The organism is Streptococcus sp. 544 (assembly GCF_013277385.1).
In the GTDB taxonomy this organism is placed as follows: Bacteria; Bacillota; Bacilli; order Lactobacillales; family Streptococcaceae; genus Streptococcus; species Streptococcus mitis_BA.
Map to the genome: position 1 here is coordinate 17,645 of NZ_VMMU01000004.1, position 21,196 is coordinate 38,840.

General features: G+C 41.4%; 20 protein-coding genes. 2 read left to right on the forward strand and 18 right to left on the reverse strand.

From position 1 onward, the window contains the following. Positions 1-98: 98 nt before the first annotated feature. From HT728_RS02245 to gyrA, 18 genes are all read right to left on the reverse strand, one after another. Positions 99-1,574 carry a PTS galactitol transporter subunit IIC gene (locus HT728_RS02245; protein ID WP_173233537.1) on the reverse strand — a complete coding sequence of 492 codons (1,476 nt, stop codon included), beginning with the start codon at positions 1,572-1,574 and terminating at the stop codon, positions 99-101. 47 nt (positions 1,575-1,621) lie between these two features. Continuing rightward, the gene (locus HT728_RS02250; protein WP_173233539.1) at positions 1,622-1,927 is read right to left on the reverse strand and encodes a PTS sugar transporter subunit IIB; all 306 of its coding nucleotides are present in this window, start codon (positions 1,925-1,927) and stop codon (positions 1,622-1,624) included. 38 nt (positions 1,928-1,965) lie between these two features. Continuing rightward, a complete protein-coding gene (locus HT728_RS02255; protein WP_000521972.1) occupies positions 1,966-2,442 on the reverse strand; it encodes a PTS sugar transporter subunit IIA in 477 nt (158 codons plus the stop codon). A gap of 463 nt (positions 2,443-2,905) precedes the next feature. Beyond that, positions 2,906-4,729, reverse strand: a complete 1,824-nt coding sequence (lepA, locus tag HT728_RS02260) for a translation elongation factor 4 (protein ID WP_078238629.1) — start codon at positions 4,727-4,729, stop codon at positions 2,906-2,908. A 78-nt stretch (positions 4,730-4,807) separates the two neighbouring features. After that, positions 4,808-5,536, reverse strand: coding sequence for a metallophosphoesterase family protein (locus tag HT728_RS02265; RefSeq protein WP_112443730.1), 729 nt, complete (start codon positions 5,534-5,536; stop codon positions 4,808-4,810). Position 5,537: 1 nt separating this feature from the next. After that, entirely contained in the window at positions 5,538-7,205 is a 1,668-nt protein-coding gene (gene recN / locus HT728_RS02270) for a DNA repair protein RecN (RefSeq protein ID WP_173233541.1), read from the reverse strand. A 6-nt stretch (positions 7,206-7,211) separates the two neighbouring features. After that, positions 7,212-7,643 (reverse strand): arginine repressor, encoded by a 432-nt coding sequence (locus HT728_RS02275; protein WP_020902883.1) that lies wholly within the window; start codon positions 7,641-7,643, stop codon positions 7,212-7,214. Continuing rightward, positions 7,636-8,451: a TlyA family RNA methyltransferase gene (locus HT728_RS02280; protein WP_173233543.1), complete on the reverse strand. Its 816-nt coding sequence runs from the start codon at positions 8,449-8,451 to the stop codon at positions 7,636-7,638. The genes HT728_RS02275 and HT728_RS02280 overlap by 8 nt, the downstream gene beginning before the upstream one ends. Further along, the gene (locus HT728_RS02285; RefSeq protein WP_173233544.1) at positions 8,444-9,319 is read right to left on the reverse strand and encodes a polyprenyl synthetase family protein; all 876 of its coding nucleotides are present in this window, start codon (positions 9,317-9,319) and stop codon (positions 8,444-8,446) included. Before HT728_RS02285 ends, HT728_RS02280 begins: the two co-directional genes overlap by 8 nt. Beyond that, positions 9,316-9,528, reverse strand: a complete 213-nt coding sequence (locus HT728_RS02290) for an exodeoxyribonuclease VII small subunit (RefSeq protein WP_000043230.1) — start codon at positions 9,526-9,528, stop codon at positions 9,316-9,318. The genes HT728_RS02285 and HT728_RS02290 overlap by 4 nt, the downstream gene beginning before the upstream one ends. Next, entirely contained in the window at positions 9,506-10,846 is a 1,341-nt protein-coding gene (gene xseA, locus HT728_RS02295) for an exodeoxyribonuclease VII large subunit (RefSeq protein WP_173233546.1), read from the reverse strand. Before xseA ends, HT728_RS02290 begins: the two co-directional genes overlap by 23 nt. Before the next feature lie 127 nt (positions 10,847-10,973). Continuing rightward, on the reverse strand, positions 10,974-11,612 hold the full coding sequence (gene udk, locus HT728_RS02300; RefSeq protein WP_001181365.1) for a uridine kinase: 639 nt from the start codon (positions 11,610-11,612) through the stop codon (positions 10,974-10,976). A gap of 114 nt (positions 11,613-11,726) precedes the next feature. Continuing rightward, complete coding sequence (gene truB, locus HT728_RS02305) at positions 11,727-12,605, reverse strand: tRNA pseudouridine(55) synthase TruB (RefSeq protein ID WP_173233549.1); 879 nt, start codon at positions 12,603-12,605, stop codon at positions 11,727-11,729. 10 nt (positions 12,606-12,615) lie between these two features. Next, complete coding sequence (locus HT728_RS02310; protein ID WP_173233551.1) at positions 12,616-13,890, reverse strand: DUF2130 domain-containing protein; 1,275 nt, start codon at positions 13,888-13,890, stop codon at positions 12,616-12,618. Positions 13,891-13,985: 95 nt separating this feature from the next. Then, complete coding sequence (locus HT728_RS02315) at positions 13,986-15,266, reverse strand: O-acetylhomoserine aminocarboxypropyltransferase/cysteine synthase family protein (protein WP_173233553.1); 1,281 nt, start codon at positions 15,264-15,266, stop codon at positions 13,986-13,988. Positions 15,267-15,414: 148 nt separating this feature from the next. Then, a complete protein-coding gene (locus tag HT728_RS02320; protein WP_020900680.1) occupies positions 15,415-16,212 on the reverse strand; it encodes a formate/nitrite transporter family protein in 798 nt (265 codons plus the stop codon). Positions 16,213-16,350: 138 nt separating this feature from the next. Next, on the reverse strand, positions 16,351-17,094 hold the full coding sequence (gene srtA / locus HT728_RS02325) for a sortase SrtA (RefSeq protein ID WP_050242740.1): 744 nt from the start codon (positions 17,092-17,094) through the stop codon (positions 16,351-16,353). Then, on the reverse strand, positions 17,094-19,562 hold the full coding sequence (gyrA, locus tag HT728_RS02330) for a DNA gyrase subunit A (RefSeq protein ID WP_173233555.1): 2,469 nt from the start codon (positions 19,560-19,562) through the stop codon (positions 17,094-17,096). The genes srtA and gyrA overlap by 1 nt, the downstream gene beginning before the upstream one ends. A 193-nt stretch (positions 19,563-19,755) precedes the next feature. On the opposite strand from gyrA, the gene HT728_RS02335 reads away from it, so the two are divergent. Together HT728_RS02335 and HT728_RS02340 are read left to right on the forward strand one after the other, a co-directional pair. Next, positions 19,756-20,742 (forward strand): L-lactate dehydrogenase, encoded by a 987-nt coding sequence (locus HT728_RS02335; protein WP_000204727.1) that lies wholly within the window; start codon positions 19,756-19,758, stop codon positions 20,740-20,742. A gap of 356 nt (positions 20,743-21,098) precedes the next feature. Next, positions 21,099-21,196 (forward strand): transposase (locus HT728_RS02340; RefSeq protein ID WP_173233557.1); only part of this gene is annotated, 98 nt, incomplete at its 3' end.

The window sequence follows — 21,196 nt, forward strand, 5'->3', positions numbered from 1 at the left end:
ACCTCCAAATTTTAATACTTCGGAAAAAAGCTAGGCTGTCACTCCCAATTAGGAAATTGACAACCTAGCTTTTACAATTTACATTTTATAGGAGCGCATTATTTTGCTTTTGCTGCGTACTCTTCGTTACGTTTGATCATTTGTTTTCTGTACCAAGCAAAGATACCGATATAGAATACAAGGAAGATCACAGCACCAAGGATTGCTTTGATATCACCTGTTGTAGTGTTACCAATTGTCCAACCAAGAAGTTTTTCGATTGGTCCTTCAAGAGTTGAGTGAGCAATCAATTGAGTTTGGCTCACACCTTCTGGGAAGGCACCTACACCTTTAGCAAGTTCTGTTGCAAATGGTGCAATAAGTGTACCTGAAAGAAGGAAGAGTGGCAACAAGAGTGTTCCGAAGATAATCATACGGAGCAATTTACCACGTGTTACAACCAAGAGAGCTGGAGTAACACCCATAGCGATGATACCTGCAAGTGGCAAGATACCATTTCCGACTTTTGAAAGAAGCACTGCTTCAATCAACATGATTGGTGCAAGTACGTTGGCACAAGCCCAGATTTCAGCACGACCAGCGATGAATGGCCAGTCAAGACCGATATTGAATTTACGTCCTTGAAGACGTTTAGTAGCAACGTTTGTAATACCTTGTGAAAGAGGTTCTACGGCAGCGATGAACCATGAACCGATAAGTGAGAAGAGTTCCAAAGATACACCGGCAGTCAAACCAAGAGACAACCATCCTCTGATAACAAGACGCCATTTATCTGCATCTTCAACACCTGCAATTGGATGTGGAGTTCCCATAATACCGATAACGATACCAAGGATGAAACCGATAAAGAATTTAGAACCCCAGAAACCGATTTTCTTGTTCAATTTTGCAGCGTCAAAGTCATATTTATCAAGACCTGGGAAGAATTTTTCAAAAATCTTGTCCAAAACCATGATAACTGGGTTCATCATGTAGTTCATGTGAGTTGATGTCATTGGTGATGAACTTGGAGCGTTAAGAAGGTCATCAAATGTAGGTTTCATCAAGTCAGAGTTGATAATTTTCAACACACCAACAAGCACGATAGCTGCTGTAGCAATCAAGAGTGAAACCCCTTGGCTCACACCGTTGTTATCTGCATACCATTTAATCAAAAGACCTGTGATAGACAAGTGCCAGATATCAAAGATATCAACGTCAAGTGTATCAGTTTTCTTCATAGCTAGCATCACTATGTTGACAATCAACATGATGAGCAAGAAGTAAAGTGTCCAAGCAGAACCCCAAGTGATTGTAGCAAGTGGTGCCCAACCAACGTCTGTAATACTCAATTGAATACCAGTATTTTCAACGAATTTTGCAAGCGACGCTGAGAAAGCAGTGTTTAGCATACCGATGATGGCACCGATACCAGTAAGAGCGATGGCAAGTTTGATACCACCTTCAAGCGCTTTGGAGAATTTCACTCCAAAAAGTAAAGCCAATACTGTCAAAATGATTAACATGATGACAGGACCACCCATATCTAAGATAGGTGTGAAAAAGTCTTTGATTAGACCAAATATTGCATCCATAACAGTTCCTCCCTTTTTTATGTTATATGAATGTTAACAAATTAAAATTAGCTTAACCCGTGTTCTTTGATGGCTGCTTCAATATTATCATATACTGGAGCACTCATTGCTGGAATACGGAATAAGATTGGTCCAGCTTCGATAACTGGAATATCTGGGTCAAAACCAAGGTCTGTAGCAGCAATTGGTGTGAAGATGTCATAACCTTTGATAAGGTCTTCGTTAACGTCTTTGACCATGACTGCATCACAGTGCACATCGTAACCACGGTTTGAAAGTTCTTCTTCAAGAGCACTTTTAATTTGGTGGCTTGAGTTAACACCTGCACCGCAGGCAGCAAGAATTTTAATCATATGGATTTCCTCCAATTTAATATTTTTAATAGACAAGATTAAGCAATTGCTTCAGCGATATAAGCATAGAGGGCTTCTGGTTCAGAAATTTTTGATAGGTCTTCAAGATGACCATTTCCTGTGAAGAAGTCCATCAACTGAGCAAGAATATTGGTTTGACTTGAACTCGAGTTATTGATAATAAAGAAGAGCAAGGATACTTCTACTTCCTTATCCGGTGCAATCATGTTGTGGAAGGTCACAGGTTTATCTAATCGAACGACCACAACTTTTTCAGCTAGATTATGAACAATATCTGTATGAGGAATAGCCACATTTGGCAAATCCTTACCCAAAAATTCCATATCTAAGCCAGTTGGAAATGATTTTTCACGCGTGATCAAGGCTTCACGATAGGTTGGAGTCACGATTTCTCGTTCTTCCAATAAAGTTGCAACCTGATCAAAGAGATGTTCTTGATTATCCGCTTCTAAGCAAAACACAAGGTTTTTGTCAAAGAAATGATCTAATCCCATAAGGTTTTCCCTTCTTTCCATTAACTTTATGCCATAAGTATAACACTATATGAAATCGTTGTCAATAGTTTTCTGTTGATTTTTGTCTCTTTTTTTATATTTTTGTTGCGTTTATAGTTTGTTATATAAAAATAAACACACAAACAAATACTATCAGCATTTTTTCTGTTCTAATACTAGAGCAAACTAGGAAGCTAGCCGCAGGTTGCTCAAAACACAGTTTTGAGGTTGTAGATAGAACTGACGAAGTCAGCTCAAAACATGATTTTGAGGTTGTAGATAAAACTGACGAAGTCAGCTCAAAACATGCTTTTGAGGTTGTAGATAAGACTGACGAAGTCAGTGATCATACCTACGGCAAGGTGAAGCTGACGTGGTTTGAAGAGATTTTCGAAGAGTATTAACAATGTTCCCATAATAAAAAGCAGGCTTATAAACCTGCTCTAATTTTTAAGTAAAAATTTTATTCTTCATCCATGCTCAAGACACTGAGAAAGGCTTCTTGAGGAACTTCTACTGATCCGATAGCTTTCATACGTTTCTTACCAGCTTTTTGTTTTTCAAGGAGTTTGCGTTTACGAGAAACGTCACCACCGTAACACTTGGCAAGTACGTTCTTACGAAGGGCCTTGATATCAGTACGAGCGACAATCTTGTGTCCAATTGCTGCCTGGATTGGAACTTCAAATTGTTGACGAGGGATAATTTTCTTGAGTTTATCAACGATAAGTTTTCCACGTTCGTAAGCAAAATCCTTGTGAACGATAAAGCTGAGGGCGTCCACCTTGTCTCCATTGAGAAGGATATCCATTTTGACCAGCTTAGATGGACGATACTCTGACAATTCGTAGTCAAAACTTGCATAACCACGTGTCGAAGACTTAAGTTTATCAAAGAAGTCAAAGACGATTTCAGCAAGTGGAATTTGATAGATAACATTAACACGATTGTCATCAATATAATCCATAGTCACAAAGTCCCCACGCTTACGCTGAGCTAATTCCATTACTGCCCCGACAAACTCCTGCGGCACCATGATTTGCGCCTTGACATAAGGCTCTTCAATGGTCGCAATCTTAGTTGGATCTGGGAACTCAGATGGGTTAGACACATCCATAGATTCGCCGTCTGTCAGATTGACTTTATAGATAACAGACGGAGCTGTCATAATGAGGTCGATATTGAACTCACGCTCTAAACGTTCTTGAATAACATCCATATGAAGAAGTCCAAGGAAACCACAACGGAAACCAAATCCAAGTGCCTGAGATGTTTCTGGTTCAAACTGCAGACTGGCATCGTTGAGCTGCAATTTTTCAAGCGCTTCACGCAGGTCATTGTACTTGTTTGACTCGATAGGATAGAGACCCGCAAAGACCATAGGATTCATCTGCTTGTAACCATGTAATGGCTCTGCCGCAGGATTGGTTGCCAAGGTAACGGTATCACCCACACGAGTGTCTTGAACCGTCTTAATAGAAGCAGCGATATATCCAACGTCACCAGTCGCAAGGAAATCACGACCAACTGCTTTCGGAGTAAAAATACCAACTTCGGTCACATCAAAGGTCTTACCATTGCTCATGAGCTGAATCTTATCTCCAGGTTTGACCACTCCGTCCATGACACGCACTTGGAGGATAACCCCACGGTAAGCATCGTAAACAGAGTCGAAAATCAAGGCCTTAAGTGGTGCCGTCACATCACCCGTTGGTGCTGGTACTTTTTCTACGATTTGCTCAAGGATGTCTTCAATCCCAATACCGGCCTTGGCAGAAGCCAAAACTGCTTCACTAGCATCCAAACCAATGACATCTTCAATCTCAGTACGCACGCGCTCTGGATCCGCTGCTGGCAGGTCAATCTTGTTAATGACTGGCATGATTTCCAAATCATTGTCCAAGGCCAGATAAACGTTGGCAAGGGTTTGGGCCTCAATTCCTTGAGCAGCATCAACCACTAAAATCGCTCCTTCACAGGCAGCTAGCGAACGCGAAACTTCATAGGTAAAGTCCACGTGACCTGGCGTGTCAATCAAGTGGAAAATATAAGTTTCTCCATCTTTTGCAGTATAATTCAGCTCAATGGCATTCAACTTAATGGTAATCCCACGTTCCCGCTCTAAATCCATGCTATCCAAAAGCTGGGCCTGCATTTCACGACTTGAAACCGTCTCTGTTTTTTCCAAAATGCGGTCTGCTAGAGTTGATTTCCCGTGGTCAATGTGGGCGATAATAGAGAAGTTACGGATCTTCTCCTGTCGTTTTTTCAATTCTTCTAAGTTCATGATTCTCTTCCTTTCAGGGTATCTATTTATTATAAATTGTTTTTGACATTTTGACAAGACCATACCCTGCTAGGAGTACTAATCTTCAGCGACAAAGCCGTCATTTTCGATAAAGTGATGTTCTGTCATTCCTTGGTCTGTAAAGACAATCCCGTGAAGGACACCACCATAGACAGCTCCTCCATCCATTCCAATCTTACCGTCTTCTGTCACCCAAAGCTCAGCTGTACCGCGTTCTTGCTGTAATAAACCATAAACTGGTGTATGACCAAAGACAATGATTTTTCCAGTATGATTTTCTGCTTCGTGGAATGGTTTTCTAAGCCATACTTTTTTATAATCTGTGGTTTCATGCCAGTCATCCAAGGTCAAATCAATACCTGCGTGAACAAAGATATACTTGTCGGTCTCTACCACAAACGGCATTTGACGAATGAATTCGACCAAGTCTGCTGCTTCAGTAGCAACACGCTTGGCATCCTCGACCCCATCAACTGGTGCATCCAAGGGACGACCTAGGATAGAGTTAATGGTTGTATCTCCACCATTGCGACGATAATGGTCATAGCTTTCTTCTGGGTCATCGAGCCAAGTCAAAAACATATACTCGTGGTTTCCTGACAAACAGATAGCCCCTTGATTATCTACTAAATCCTTAACCATTTCAAGGACACGGCGACTATCTTCACCGCGGTCAATCAAATCCCCTAGAAAGAGCAACTGGGTCTGACCATCCCATGTTTTGAGAAGGTCTTCTAGCATTCCAGCTTTTCCATGAACATCTCCAATTACATAATAATCTGTCATCTTATTTCTCCCTGTTTCTCAACAATTCTCTGGCTTGCGTCAGAGCTGCTTCCGTCACATCATCACCTGCCAACATCTTGGCAACTTCCTCCACTCGCTCTTCAACCGTCAAAAGACGAACAGTCGAAACTGTTGAATGGTCATTGCTAATCTTCTCAATAAAGAATTGATAATCCGCAATCGCAATCACTTGTGGCAAGTGGGAGATAGCCAGAACCTGCCCATGCTGGCCAATCTTGTGAATCTTCTGTGCAATAGCCTGAGCTACACGGCCTGAAACTCCTGTATCCACCTCATCAAAGACAATGCTGGTCTTACCTTCTTTGCGAGAAAAGGCAGACTTGATGGCTAGCATGAGACGGGATAATTCCCCACCAGATGCAACCTTAACCAAGGGTTTAAAGTCTTCTCCAGGATTGGTTGAAATGTAAAATTCGACCATTTCATTGCCCTCACGACTGAATTTACCCTTGCTAAAACGAACTTGAAACTGGGCTTTTTCCATATAAAGATCTTGAAGCTCTTGTTTAATCTCTGCTTCGAGCTGCTGAGCCAAGTCATGACGAGCAGATGCAAGTTGACCTGCCAAATCAACAAGATTGACTTCCAATTTCTTGAGCTCTGCTTCCATGTCCTCAGACGAAAGGTTATTACCTGTCAATAGATTGTATTCTTCTGTAATTTTAGCAAAATAAAGCAAGACATCGTCTACAGTCCCACCATACTTACGGGTAATAGTGTGAAGGAGGTCCAAACGATTCTCAACCTGCATGAGGCGATTGCCATCAAAATCAAGGTCCTCAATAATAGCTTCCAAACGCTTGCTAATATCTTCTAAGACATAGTAGGTCTCAGACAGTGAGCTTGAAATCTCACGGTATTCAGGGTCGTACTCTTCGACACTTTCCATGTCATTCATGGCCGAACGAACATTGGCCAGACTCGAGAACTCTTCATTGTCTAACATACTGTAGGCATTGGTCAGTGTATCCGCAATATTTTTATGGTTGAGCAGTTTATCACGCTCTTGATTGAGAGCCAAATCTTCTCCAGCCTGCAAGTTTGCTGCCTCAATCTCTGCCATTTGAAATTCCAACATTTCGATACGTGCCTTGTGTTCCTGCTGGTTTTTCTTGACTTCCAGAACCTGCTTGCGCATTTTACGGTAGGCATCAAAACTCGTTTGATAGGTTTCTTTCAAGTTCCAAAAAGCTGCGTCACCGAATTCATCTAACATCTGGATATGAAGTTGAGGACGCATTAACTCTTCTTGGTCATGCTGACCATGTATATCCACCAGATGTTGCCCAATAGCACGCAAAACAGACAGATTGACCATCTGGCCATTGACACGGCTGATACTACGACCACTTTGCAAGATTTCTCGACGGATGATAATTTCATCACCCATTTCCAAACCTTGCTCATCAAAAATTTCCTGTAAAAGGCGACTATTCTCAACTGAGAAAAGCCCCTCAATCTCTGCCTTTGGCGCACCATGACGAATAACATCTGTCGTAGCACGAGCTCCCAACATCATATTCATGGCATCAATGATAATCGACTTCCCTGCACCCGTTTCACCAGTCAGAACAGTCATCCCCTTTTCAAAATGGAGGGAAATAGCCTCAATAATGGCAAAGTTTTTTATCGAAATTTCAAGTAACATATAGACCTACCAATTTTTTACTTGTTCAAAGATTTCCTCAGCTAGACTTTCACTTCTGGCAATAACCAAAATCGAGCTATCATCAGCCAAACAGCTAAAAATCTTGTCCACAAACGTCTCGGTTAACTGAGCTTTTACAAAAGCTGTATTTCCTGGGATAACTTGGAGATTGATCATCTTGTCCATCAATTCAGCCGATTCGATATTGTCTTCAGCTAGTTGCAAACTTTTTACGATTGATTTTGGCAATTCATAGACATAGGTGTTGTCTCTCAAAGGAATTTTGACAATACCTAGTTCTTTGATATCTCTGGATACTGTCGCTTGAGTGGCAGTGATTCCTGCCTCTTTCAAATGTTCTACGATTTCTTCTTGCGTTCCGATTTGATAATCTGTCACAAATCGTCTAATTTTTTCAAGTCTCTCTTTTTTATTCATTTTTAAATTGACTATGCGCCCTCTCTACTACTTCTTCAATATCAGCAAGAACCTGATTGCTTGCTGACTCTTCTTTTTTCAAATACGCTAAAAATTCAATATTTCCATGTCCACCTTGGATGGGAGAAAAGTCCAAACCAAGAACTGAAAATCCTTCCTCTACTGCCATAGCTGTGACAGATTCAAGGACATGTTGATGGACCTTGGCATCTCGAATAATCCCATTTTTCCCAATCTGCTCACGTCCTGCCTCAAACTGGGGCTTAACCAAAGCCACAACCTGTCCTTGATCTGCCAAGACTCGGTGCAAGGCTGGCAAAATCAGACTGAGGGAAATGAAACTCACATCAATACTGGCAAAGATCGATTCCTGCTCGAAATCAATCTTTTCAGCATAGCGGAAATTGAACTGCTCCATGCTGACAACCCTTGGGTCTTGGCGCAATTTCCAAGCCAACTGATTGGTACCAACATCAACTGCAAAGACTAACTCAGCACCATTCTGCAACATAACATCGGTAAATCCTCCAGTAGAAGCCCCAATATCAATCGTTGTAGCTCCTTCCACTGACAAATCAAAGACCTGCAAGGCCTTCTCCAGTTTCAAGCCACCACGGCTGACATACTTGAGTTTTTCACCCTTAAGTTTCAGCTCGGTGTCATCTGGGATTTTCTCTCCTGGTTTATCAAACCGTTCTCCATTAAGGACTGCTACGACTAGGCCAGCCATGACACCGCGCTTGGCCTGTTCTCGCGTTTCAAACAAACCCTGTTTATAAGCTAGTACATCCACTCTTTCCTTAGCCATTGATTCTCAAACTTTCTACTACTTTTACAATCGATTCTGTTTCAAAGGGAATCTGCTGGGCAATTTCTTCTAATTTGGCATTAGCTTGATCCAGAGTTTGGTTACAAAAGGCAATAGCCTCTTCCAAACCCAACAAAGCAGGATAGGTTGACTTTTCTGCCTGTAGATCCTTTTGTGGTGTCTTGCCGATCTCCTCAAAACTAGCGGTCACATCTAACACATCATCTCTAACTTGAAAAGCAAGCCCAATCAATTCACCTACAGTTTTAAGTTTTGCCTGAATTTCAGGAGCCAATTCCGCAATGATAGCAGCCGCTTGGAAGGGATAGGCTAGTAGTTTTCCAGTCTTATTAGCATGAATGGTCTGAAGTTCTTCCAAAGACAAATGCTGGTGTTCACCTTCCATATCCAAAACTTGCCCTGCTACCATGCCTAGACTTCCTGAAGCAAGAGATAAGTTGGCAATCAAGTCCACCTTAATCTGACTTGGCAAATCTGCCTGCGCTATCAAGGCGTAAGGATCTAGGAATAAAGCATCTCCAGCCAAAATTGCCATTGCTTCGCCAAATTTCTTATGGTTGGTCAAACGCCCTCGACGGTAATCATCATCATCCATAGCAGGAAGGTCATCGTGAATCAAGCTACCTGTATGAATCATTTCCAAGGCCGCGGCCACCTGTGCATGTGCTGGTTTAATAGCCACCTGCAAGGCTTCCAGAACTTCTAACAGAAGAAAAGGGCGAATACGCTTGCCACCAGCATGAATGGAATAGAGAACAGACTCTCGCAAACTAGAGGCAAACTGCTGGTCTCCATAAAAGTCTTCCAAGGCTGACTCGACAAGAGCTAATTTTTCTTGCTTTTTCATTCAAAATCACTTTCTGTTCCGTCTTCTTGCATAACCTTGACCAAAGTCTTTTCAGCCTTGTCTAGCGTAGCTTGGAGCTCTTTTGACAAGACCATGCCCTTTTGAAAGGCAGTAATCGCATCTTCCAAAGCAATCTCACCATTTTCCAAACTTTGGACGATGGTTTCCAGTTCTGCTAGATTTTCCTCAAATTTCTTTTGTTTTGACATCTTTAACCTCTAATTCTACTCGACCATCTCGCATCAAAAGCGTCACTTGGTCTTTTTTCTTCAAACTCTCAACCGAATCTACAACGGACTCTTCCTTTTTGACAATAGCATAACCACGCGCCACAATTCGACTGGTATCCAACATGAGCAAGGCTTCTGAAAGTCTCTTGACCTCAGCAACCTTGGCGTCATAAACCAGCGCCATTTGGCTACGTAGGAGCTTGTCCAACTGGCTTAAGCGGTCTTGATAGCGTTGGATTTTGGTAACGGGTGATAATTGTACCAGTCGATGCGTCCTTGCTTGGACTATCTGTTTGTTATCAGAAATCCGTGTTTGCAAACTTTGTTTTAAGCGCAGTTGCAGTTGATCCAATCGTTGCAAATAACCGTCATACAAGCGCTCTGGCTGTCTAAAGATAACAGACTGACTGCATTTTTTCAAAGCTTCTTGTTTCTTAGATAGGACATTTCGGACTGCTGTTGCCATCCGTTTTTCTTGATTTTGCAAATGAGCTAATACATCCAACTTGGTAACAGGTGTTGCTAGTTCAGCAGCTGCTGTTGGCGTTGCCGCCCGACGATCCGCTACAAAATCTGCCAAGGTTACATCCGTCTCATGCCCAACACTAGAAATGATTGGCAAGCGAGATTCAAAGATAGCTCGTACCACAATTTCTTCGTTAAAGGCCCAGAGATCCTCAATAGAACCTCCACCACGACCAATAATCAGCAAATCCAAATCGTCACGTTGATTGGCACGCGCAATATTTCGAGCTATTTCCTCTGCTGCTCCATCTCCTTGAACCTTGGTCGGATAGAGAAGAATGTCCACACCTGGAAAGCGCCTGCTGACGGTCGTGATAATATCTCGAATAACGGCTCCACTGCGACTGGTCACTACACCAATTCTCTTAGAAAATTGGGGCAGAGGTTGCTTGAAACGTTCTTGAAACAGGCCTTCTTCCGTCAATTTTTTCTTAAGTTGTTCAAACTGAATCGCAAGCGCACCAACCCCATCAGGTTCAGCTTTTTCAATGATAATGGAGTAGCTACCACTTGGCTCATAAACCTGCACACGCCCAATCACATTGATTTTCATCCCTTCTTCTAGGTCGAAACCTAATTTCTGATAAATCCCAGACCAGATGGTTGCTTGAATAACTGCATGGTCATCCTTTAGGGAGAAATATTGGTGAGTCGGTCGTTTACGAAAGTTGGAAACTTGACCAGTTAAATAGACCCGTTCCAAGTAAGGGTCTTTATCGAATTTCATTTTCAGATACTTGGTCAAAGTTGTTACCGATAAATACTTTTCCATCTCCACCTACTATTCATTTACTTGCTCTTTCATGGGTATTATTATACCAAAAATATGCCTAAAAATCTCCATTTATGTACCATTATGAGGGAAAAATAGAAAAAGGAGGCAAGGCCTCCACATCTGATTATTTGCTGTTTCGAGCTTCTTCCAAAATCTTTGCAATCTTGGTCGTCAACAGGTCAATAGCAACTGTATTGCTGACTCCCTCAGGAATGACAATATCAGCATACCGCTTGGTTGGCTCGATAAACTGGTGGTACATGGGTTTGACCACGCCTAGATACTGGTCAATAACGCTATCAAGGCTACGGCCACGTTCTTCCATATCGCGCTTAATACGACGAATAATGCGCACATCATCATCTGTATCCACAAAAATCTTGATATCCATCAAATCACGCAGACGCTTGTCCTCCAAGACCAAAATCCCCTCAACGATAAAGACATCTTGAGGCTCTTGACGATAGGTCTTGCTACTCCGTGTATGTTCTGTATAGTCATAAGTCGGGATGTCCACCGGACGACCCGCCAACAATTCCTTAATCTGCTCGATCATCAAGTCTGTATCAAAGGCAAAAGGATGGTCGTAGTTGGTTTTGATACGCTCTTCAAAGGTCAAATGAGACTGATCCTTGTAGTATGAATCATGCTCAATCATGGAAATCTTTTCATCAGGAAAATGCGATAAAATGGCTCTCGAAACACTGGTCTTACCACCACCAGAACCACCTGTCACTCCGATAATGATTGGTCTATTTTGCATGCTATCCTCCGTTTTTTTATCCGTCGTCTATTCTATCACATTTTTTGCAAAATTTATAGTCTGGTTTTGGATAGTTTAGGGGAAACAATTCTAATCCCTACACCCCCAGTTAGACTAGCTAAAAACCTTCCTTGGCTTGTAGAGATTGTCTCGCTTTTCTAGAATGGCTAGCAATTTATCTCCTTCAAAAGCAGCCAGTTCTTTGTCCGTTTGTTCGAGCTCTATAAAACGACCAAAGCGCACTTCTGCAGCCTCTTCTGGACTTAGGAAAACTTTGACAAGGTCTCCTGTCCCAATCTCTAGAGGATGAAGAAAGTCCAATTGGCCAGCCCCCACTTTTGCAGCAATTTCTTCCAAGGTAAGAGCATCTTCTAGTTGCAAACCAGCTGCACTAGTCCGTGTTAAATGTGACATATGAGCCGCATAACCAAGCTTCTCTCCCAAATCAACTGACAAGGTACGGATGTAAGTCCCTTTACTGCATTTTACACGGAAAGTAAAACATGCAAGATGATCCTCATAAGAAATTGGACTTGTCCGCTCAAATTGATAAATGGTCACCTGACGTTCTGGACGCTCCACTTCCTGACCAGCACGCGCATACTCATAGAGCTTGCGACCATTGACCTTTACAGCCGAATACATCGGTGGAATCTGGGTAATAGTCCCAGTCAAACTAGCGATTGCTTCATCAACAAGCTTTTCATCCAAGGGCGATAAAACAGGTGTCTCTGCGACAACTTCCCCACTAGCATCCTCTGTCGTCGTTGAATAACCGAGAGTAATCTCCCCCTCATAGACCTTGCCCTCATCCTGCATGAACTCGACCATGCGTGTCGCCTTGCCAACCGCAATGGGCAAAACACCCACCACATCCGGATCCAAAGTCCCACCATGACCAATCTTCTTGGTTCCCAAAATCTTACGCAGTTTAAAAACCGCATCATGCGATGTCATCCCCGCTTCTTTTTTTAAGTTGATAATACCGTTCATTTTTGCTTTCTCACTCCCCCTTCAGTGCTTCAAATTTCGCTTTCATGGTTGGATTTTTTCGAGTCAATTTTTTAACAGAAACATCTTCCAATTTGTTGTTTGCGAGACGGAGTTGGTTTTCAGATGTGGTTAGGAATTTCTTAACCTCTTCCATCCGTTTTATGGCCTTATCGATTTCATCAATAGCTTTTCCAAAGTTGGTCGAAGCTGAGTTATAGTTCTTGGCAAAAGCTAGTTTAAAGGCGTCCAAATCTTCTTCAAAATGCGTAATGTCAATATTTTGTTCGCGAACCAAGGCCAGCTCCTGCTTGTATTTTAGGGAATTAAGCGCCGCATTACGTAAGAGACCAATCAACTGGATAAAGAATTGAGGACGAACCACATACATCTTTTCGTACTCATGGCTGACGTCAACAATCCCTGTGTTAAAGTAGTCGTTATCGGCCTCAAGCATAGTCACCAAAACGGCATACTCACAGTTCTTCTCCCGACGGTCCTTGTCTAATTCCTTGTAAAAATCTGCATTATTGTGCTTCTTCTCTGTTCCATCTGCTTCATTTTTCATCTCAAACATAATGGAAATGATTTCGACTCCATTTTCATCGCATTCACGGAAGATAAAGTCCCCCTTAGAACCACGCGCAGAAACCTTGTTATCCTTCTCAAAGTAAGCATTTGGAAAGGCGAAACTACGTACCTTGTTAAACTCACTCTCTGCATAGTGTTCCAGACTTTCCCCAATCGCTTTTGTAGATTGTTGGACTTTGAAATTCTTGTAAAATTCGACTTGTTCACTGGCTGCCTTGAGCTGGGCTTCGTAGTTTTGCTTAACAGAAGCAAGAGAAAGCTCGTTTTCTTTTTCTTGTAAAAGAAGTTGGTTTTTAACCTGATCACGTTCTTTTTCTAGATCAGAAAGGGTCTTTTGGAGCTGGTTTTCATGCTCCAAACGCAAGGTCGCCAATTGGTTTTCCAAGGCCTGTACTTCCTTATCCTTAGCCAATAAGGCCTGATTACTTGTCTGTTCAACCTCTTTCTTGGCCAATTCTTTTTCTGTATCAAAGTTTTGGATTTGACTCTGTAATTGAGCAATTTCTTGGTCTTTTTGAGCTAGTTTAGACTGTTGTTCATTCATGGCCTTTTGCTCAGCCAAGGCCAGTTCCTGCTTCATCCGGTCGTGCAATTCCTTATCAAACTCTGCCGTTCTCACTTGAGACAAAAGTTCGGCATACTGACTTTCATTTACTGTAAAGACTTCCCCACAGTTGGGACATTTGATTTCGTTCATATCGTTCCTCTTTCTAGACTTCTTTAACCATTATATCATGCCTAAAGGAAAATCAAAAACAGCGAGTCGAAACCCACTGTTTATCTTCTTTTACTTTAAATTTTTTCCAAGGCCAAGCGCAAATCTTCGATCAAATCCTCTACATTTTCAAGTCCGATTGACAAACGAATTTGGTTTGGTGTGACACCTGCTGCTTCAAGGTCTTTTTCTGACAATTGACCGTGAGTGGTTGTAGCTGGATGGACAACAAGCGATTTGGCATCTGCCACGTTTGCTAGGTCAGAGAAGATTTCTAAATGATCAATTACCTTACGGGCTTCTGCCTCCCCACCTTTGACATGGAAGGTAAAGATTGAGCCCACACCTTTTGGCAAATATTTCTCAGCCAAGGCATGGTAAGGACTATCAGCAAGTTTTGGATAATTGACCTTTTCTACCTTAGGATGGTTGACAAGGAAATCAACAATTTTCTCTGCATTTTGCACATGCCGTTCCACACGAAGTGAAAGGGTTTCAAGTCCTTGGAGTAACAAGAAGGCATTAAATGGCGACAAGGCTGCACCTGTATCACGGAGCAATTGAACACGGACAGCGATAATAAAGGCAGCCGCACCTACATCACGAGTATAGCTCAAGTTATGATAGCTTGGGTCTTCCTCAACAAATTGAGGGAATTTCCCTGAAGCCGCCCAGTCAAAACGCCCACTATCGACAATCACTCCACCAATAGTCGTACCATGCCCACCGATAAACTTAGTCGCAGAGTGAATGGCAATATCAACACCGTGAGAAAAGACGTTAATCAAATATGGTGTAGCAAAAGTGTTGTCCGAAACGAGTGGAATCTGGTGTTTATGCGCAATCTCAGCCAATTTTTCCAAGTCAGGAATGTTAATCAAGGGATTGCCCAAGGTTTCAATTAAGACAAGCTTGGTATTGTCTTTGATCGCTGCTTCTACTTCCTCCAAATTATCCACATCGACAAAGGTTGTTGTGATCCCATAACGAGGAAGGGTTTCTTTCAAGAGATTGAAAGTCCCACCGTAAATAGTTGATGCTGCTACAACATGGTCACCAGCATGGGCAAGTGCCAAAATCGTATAAGTCACTGCAGCCATACCTGATGCGGTTGCAAGAGCTCCAACACCACCTTCCAGAGCAGCAATTCTTTCTTCAAAGGCAGCCGTTGTAGGATTTGTAATACGAGTATAGATATTCCCTGGTTTTCTCAAGGCAAACAAATCGGCACCTTCCTGCGTGTCATCAAAAACAAAGGATGTAGTCTGATAAATCGGTACTGCACGAGACTTGGTAGCTGGATCCACAACTTGACCAGCATGCAATTGTAATGTTTCAAATTTAAAATCACGAATCATAAGGCGACCTCCATATAGTTTGATTAAGGATATTGTAGCACCTTGAGTTATAGTTTACAAATATCAGTTTTCTATATTTTGATATAATAAATAACTATTACCTTATTTTAAAAATCGAAAAAAGCACGACTCAATCGTGCTCATTTTCTTAATCTACATAAGTATCTTCATTTTTATTGAGGAAGGCATATGGAAGACCCATCAAGAGGCCTCCTCCGATAAAGTTTCCGATGAAGGTTACACCCCAGTGACGAAGCATATTTCCAACACCGAAGTTGGCAATTGAGTCAGCAGCAACACTGAATTTTACAATCGCGAAAGAAGCAAAGTTCGCGGCAATGTGCTCGTTTGTTAAGAATACAAACATGTAAATCGCTGACAACACAAGCCAAAGTTTGGCACCACCATCTTTGACCAAAACAAATGAAAGAATCGCAATATTAACGAAAATATTTGCCAAAATCGCCTCAAGTAAGACTAATTCATTTGAACGGCCTAACTTCATCTCAACAACCCCTGAGATGAAACTATCGTGTGTCAGATGTGCATAAGCTGCTGAGTGGGCAAAGCCCCAACCTGCTATCAAAGCCCCGATAAGGTTGAACAAGGTACAGTAAAGTAAAATCTCAGCTGTTTTTCTCCAAGAGATTTTTTTCAAGAAACTACCTGCAGTCAAGAACATCATGTTTGATGTTACCAACTCAGCATTCAAGAAAACAATGTAGGCCAAGCCCCAAGCAAAGACAAATGGGAAGAGGAAACGTCCACTACCTGGTGCGATTTTATTAATCAAGTCAGCCCCAACTGCACCTGCAGCAGTACTGAAGGTTAAAAATGCACCTGCAAACATAGAACGAATCGCATACTTAAATTTGCTTTGGCTATAAAGACTTTCTTTCTTCTTGCAAGCAAATTCAATCTTTGAGATAAATTCTGAAGAAACCATAATAAACTCCTAAATCTTTTTTCTTGATAATTATATCACAAACTTTAGAATTAAGGAAGCGTTTTCCGTATTTCATAAAAGTTTATTTTTATGAAAATCTTAAAAAATCAGTGAAATCCATGATTTCACTGATTTGTATTAATAAAATTGTCTATACGGTTGATTGAAAGCTGTTAGGATTTCATCAGATGTTTGTGAATAATCTTTTGTTTCTTTCAAATCACCTTTTACAATAATACGTTCTGTAGCAGCAAGGTCTTCACAGGTTACTAATGTGATTTCATTGACCCCATCTCTATCATCAACCTCATCAACACGATCCGGTGTCACACGTTTGACTTCACGTATTTCATAGGTATAAACTTTATTTTTATCGGTTAGATAAATCTTCATACCATTTTTAGCATTATCTAAAGGAGAAAATAACATTTTATTAGCATTATCAACACCAAAGATATGGTGACTAGCTAGACTATAATTTCCTTCTCCCATTACTTGCTCGCGTTTCATTGTACCAGCGCCGTAGAAGAGATTAACATTATCAAGTCCTTTAAAAATCGGCAAATTCATTTCCAATTCAGGAATTGCAATTCCCCCAATAACTGGTAATTTTTGAGCATCCCATTGAGAAGCTAAAACAGCTTCCGAAGAAATCGCTTTGACCGAATCAAAATCAAAATTTCCTTCTGTATCCTGATTTTCTTCTATTTTTTCTTTTGATACCTGGCTAACTTGATACTTATTGGTATTCCAGACCATGAAAATATTTCGAATTTGCGCATTAAAAATCAAAGCCAGTGACAGTACTATCAGAAATCCTGCTAGGATATTTGTCAGCAGATTTTTTCGCTTGTTTTTCTTTTTATTATTTTTTTGAGACATTATGCTTCACCTTCTGTTTCATTTTCTGTCCCAACTTCTTCTTTTTCTGCCGCTGCAACCGTTGTGAAGGTCACTATCTGAGCATCTTGATCCAGGCGCATTACTTTAACTCCCATAGTTGCGCGTCCTGTTTGTGAAATATTGGCAAGATTGGTTCGAATCATGACACCTGTATCAGTGATAATCATCAAATCCTCATCCCCTTGAACAGTCATAAGACCGGCCAGCAAGCCATTTTTTTCGGTAATTTTAGCTGTCTGCATTCCCTTACCACCACGACCTTTTGTTGGGTATTCAGTAGCGACTGTACGCTTACCATATCCTTTTTCTGTGATAATAAGAACCTCATCTTGATCAGTAATCAAGCTGGCACCAACAACAGTATCTCCTTCACGAAGGTTAACACCTTTCACACCTGTGGCGATACGACTCATGCCGCGAACGGCTGATTGATTAAAGCGAACTGCATAACCAAACTTGGTACCAATGATAATATCCGTATCTTCTTCCGTCAACAAGACATTAATCAACTCATCTTCATCTTTGAGGTTCAAAGCCTTGAGACCATTTTGACGAATATTAGCAAATTCCTTAACGCTGGTTCTCTTCACAATACCATGACGGGTTGTAAAGAAAAGATAAGCATCATCACTGCGATCAGACTCAACATTGATAATAGTCTGAATACTTTCGCCTTCATCTAATTTCAAGAGATTGACTACTGGTAATCCTTTGGCCGTCCGACCATACTCAGGAATTTCATAACCTTTCAAACGATAAACTCGCCCTTTATTTGTGAAGAAGAGCAGATGATCATGGGTGCTAGTTGACACTAACTCACGAACAAAATCATCATCCTTAACACCTGTTCCTTGGACACCACGACCCCCACGTTTTTGAGCAGTAAATTCATCCTGATCCAAACGCTTAATGTAGCCTCTGTTAGAAAGGGTAATCAAGACATCCGATTCTTCAATCAAGTCCTCATCTTCAAGACTCAAGACTTCACCGACCATCAACTCTGTACGGCGTTTATCAGAAAATTTACGTTTAACTTCATCTAATTCGTCTTTGATAATTTGAGAAACACGTTCTGGCTTAGCAAGAATATCCGCCAAATCCGCAATCAGAGCCAAGAGGTCATCATACTCAGACTGAATCTTATCGCGTTCCAAACCTGTCAAACGACGAAGACGCATGTCTAGGATAGCCTGACTTTGACGTTCAGAAAGCTTAAACTTACTCATCAACTCAGCTTGTGCTTCTGCGTCTGTTTCACTAGCACGGATGATACGAATCACTTCGTCGATATGGTCTAGCGCAATCAAGAGACCTTCTAAGATATGAGCACGTGCTTCCGCTTTTTCCTTATCAAAACGTGTACGACGAACAACCACTTCTTTTTGGTGTTCGATATAAGCATCCAAAATCTGACGAAGAGACAAAATCTTCGGTACACCATTTTGAATCGCCAACATATTAAAACCAAAATTGGTTTGCATCTGGGTCATCTTGAAAAGATTATTGAGGATAACATTGGCAGAGGCATCACGTTTGACCTCGATTACGAAACGAACCCCTTCTCGGTTAGATTCATCACGAACTGCTGTGATGCCCTCAATCCGTTTTTCCTGAACCAAACGAACAATATGCTCATGCACCTTTGTTTTATTGACCATATAGGGAAATTCTGTTACAACAATACGCTCACGGCCAGTCTTAGTTTCTTCAATTTCAGTACGAGAACGAAGAACAATAGAACCTTTACCTGTTTCATAAGCCTTATGAATGCCTGATTTCCCCATGACAAGGGCACCTGTTGGAAAATCTGGACCAGGCAAGACTTCCATCAAGTCCTTGGTAGTCACTTCAGGATTGTCCATGACCAACTTCACTGCATCAATGGTTTCACCCAGATTATGAGGGGGAATATTGGTCGCCATCCCAACGGCAATACCAGTTGCTCCATTGACCAAAAGGTTTGGAAAACGTGCAGGCAAGACCAAGGGTTCCCGTTCATTGGCATCATAGTTATCGACGAAATCAACCGTATTCTTATTGATATCTCGAAGCATTTCTAGAGCAATCTTGCTCATACGTGCCTCAGTATAACGCTGGGCGGCAGCACCATCACCATCCATGGAACCAAAGTTCCCATGACCATCTACAAGCATGTAACGGTAGCTCCACCATTGAGCCATGCGGACCATGGCTTCATAGATAGAGGAATCCCCATGTGGGTGGTATTTACCCATGACATCCCCTGTAATACGAGCAGATTTTTTATGAGGTTTGTCTGGAGTAACACCCAATTCATTCATTCCGTAGAGAATTCGACGGTGAACAGGTTTCAAGCCATCTCGAACATCAGGAAGAGCCCGGGCTACGATAACACTCATGGCGTAATCGATAAAGCTCGTCTTCATCTCCTTTGTCAGATTGACATTCACTAAATTTTTATCCTGCATTAATAAATGCCTCATTTCACAATTAGTAAGTAACAACATTATACCATAAATTCCCATCTATTTCAGCCTCTAAACCACTAAAACGTTTACATTGAGAACTATAAGGCATATTCGTGACAAAGTTTTTTAAAAGTGATAGAATGAAGTTGTCTGGGGAAAATCCCCTAATAAAATTAAGGAGATGTTTAGAACAATGACTTCAACTAAACAACACAAAAAAGTTATCCTTGTCGGTGATGGTGCTGTAGGTTCATCTTACGCTTTTGCACTTGTTAACCAAGGAATTGCACAAGAGCTTGGAATTATCGAAATTCCACAATTGCATGAAAAAGCTGTTGGTGACGCACTTGACCTTAGTCACGCCCTTGCCTTCACTTCACCTAAAAAAATCTATGCAGCTCAATACTCTGACTGTGCAGACGCTGACCTTGTTGTGATCACTGCAGGTGCGCCTCAAAAACCAGGTGAAACTCGTCTTGACCTTGTAGGTAAAAACCTTGCTATCAACAAATCAATCGTAACTCAAGTTGTTGAATCAGGTTTCAAAGGTATCTTCCTTGTTGCTGCTAACCCAGTTGACGTTTTGACTTACTCAACTTGGAAATTCTCTGGTTTCCCTAAAGAACGCGTTATCGGTTCAGGTACTTCACTTGACTCAGCTCGTTTCCGTCAAGCACTTGCTGAAAAATTGGATGTTGATGCTCGTTCAGTTCACGCTTACATCATGGGTGAACACGGTGACTCTGAGTTCGCTGTTTGGTCACACGCAAACATCGCTGGTGTAAACCTTGAAGAATTCCTTAAAGACACTCAAAATGTTCAAGAAGCTGAATTGATTGAATTGTTCGAAGGTGTTCGTGATGCAGCCTACACAATCATCAACAAAAAAGGTGCAACATACTACGGTATCGCAGTAGCCCTTGCTCGTATCACTAAAGCAATCCTTGACGATGAAAATGCAGTACTTCCACTTTCAGTATTCCAAGAAGGTCAATACGGAGTTGAGAACGTCTTTATCGGTCAACCAGCTGTTGTTGGTGCACATGGTATCGTTCGTCCAGTAAATATCCCATTGAACGACGCAGAAACTCAAAAAATGCAAGCATCTGCTAAAGAATTGCAAGCTATTATTGACGAAGCATGGAAAAACCCAGAATTTCAAGAAGCTTCTAAAAACTAATTTAACTTAACTATAGACAACTCCTTGAATCATCAGGGAGTTGTTTTTTCTGTATTATAGTAGGTTAAAGTTGAAATAGCACCCCATTACTCTAAAACGTTGTTATAAAATGCTTTAAATTCCTAATTGATTTGTTCAGATTTTATTTCATTTCTCTATAAAACGCATAGTATCAAGTTTTTATACCTAATAATATGCGTTTTATTGTGTGACTATTAGTCCGTCTCGCTCCGTTAGGTGCGAGACAAAAAAACCACCCGCTATGCGGGTGCGCGTCGAAGGTTATACCCCAAAAAAACTCCGAACGCGATACAATAAAGGTGTTCAAGCCAATTGTAAAGCGAAAGGAGAAAAATATGGCACAAAAGGCTCATAGTTTATCGCACACAAAGTGGCATTGTAAGTATCACATTGTGTTCACCCCTAAGTATAGACGAAAAGTTATCTATAATCA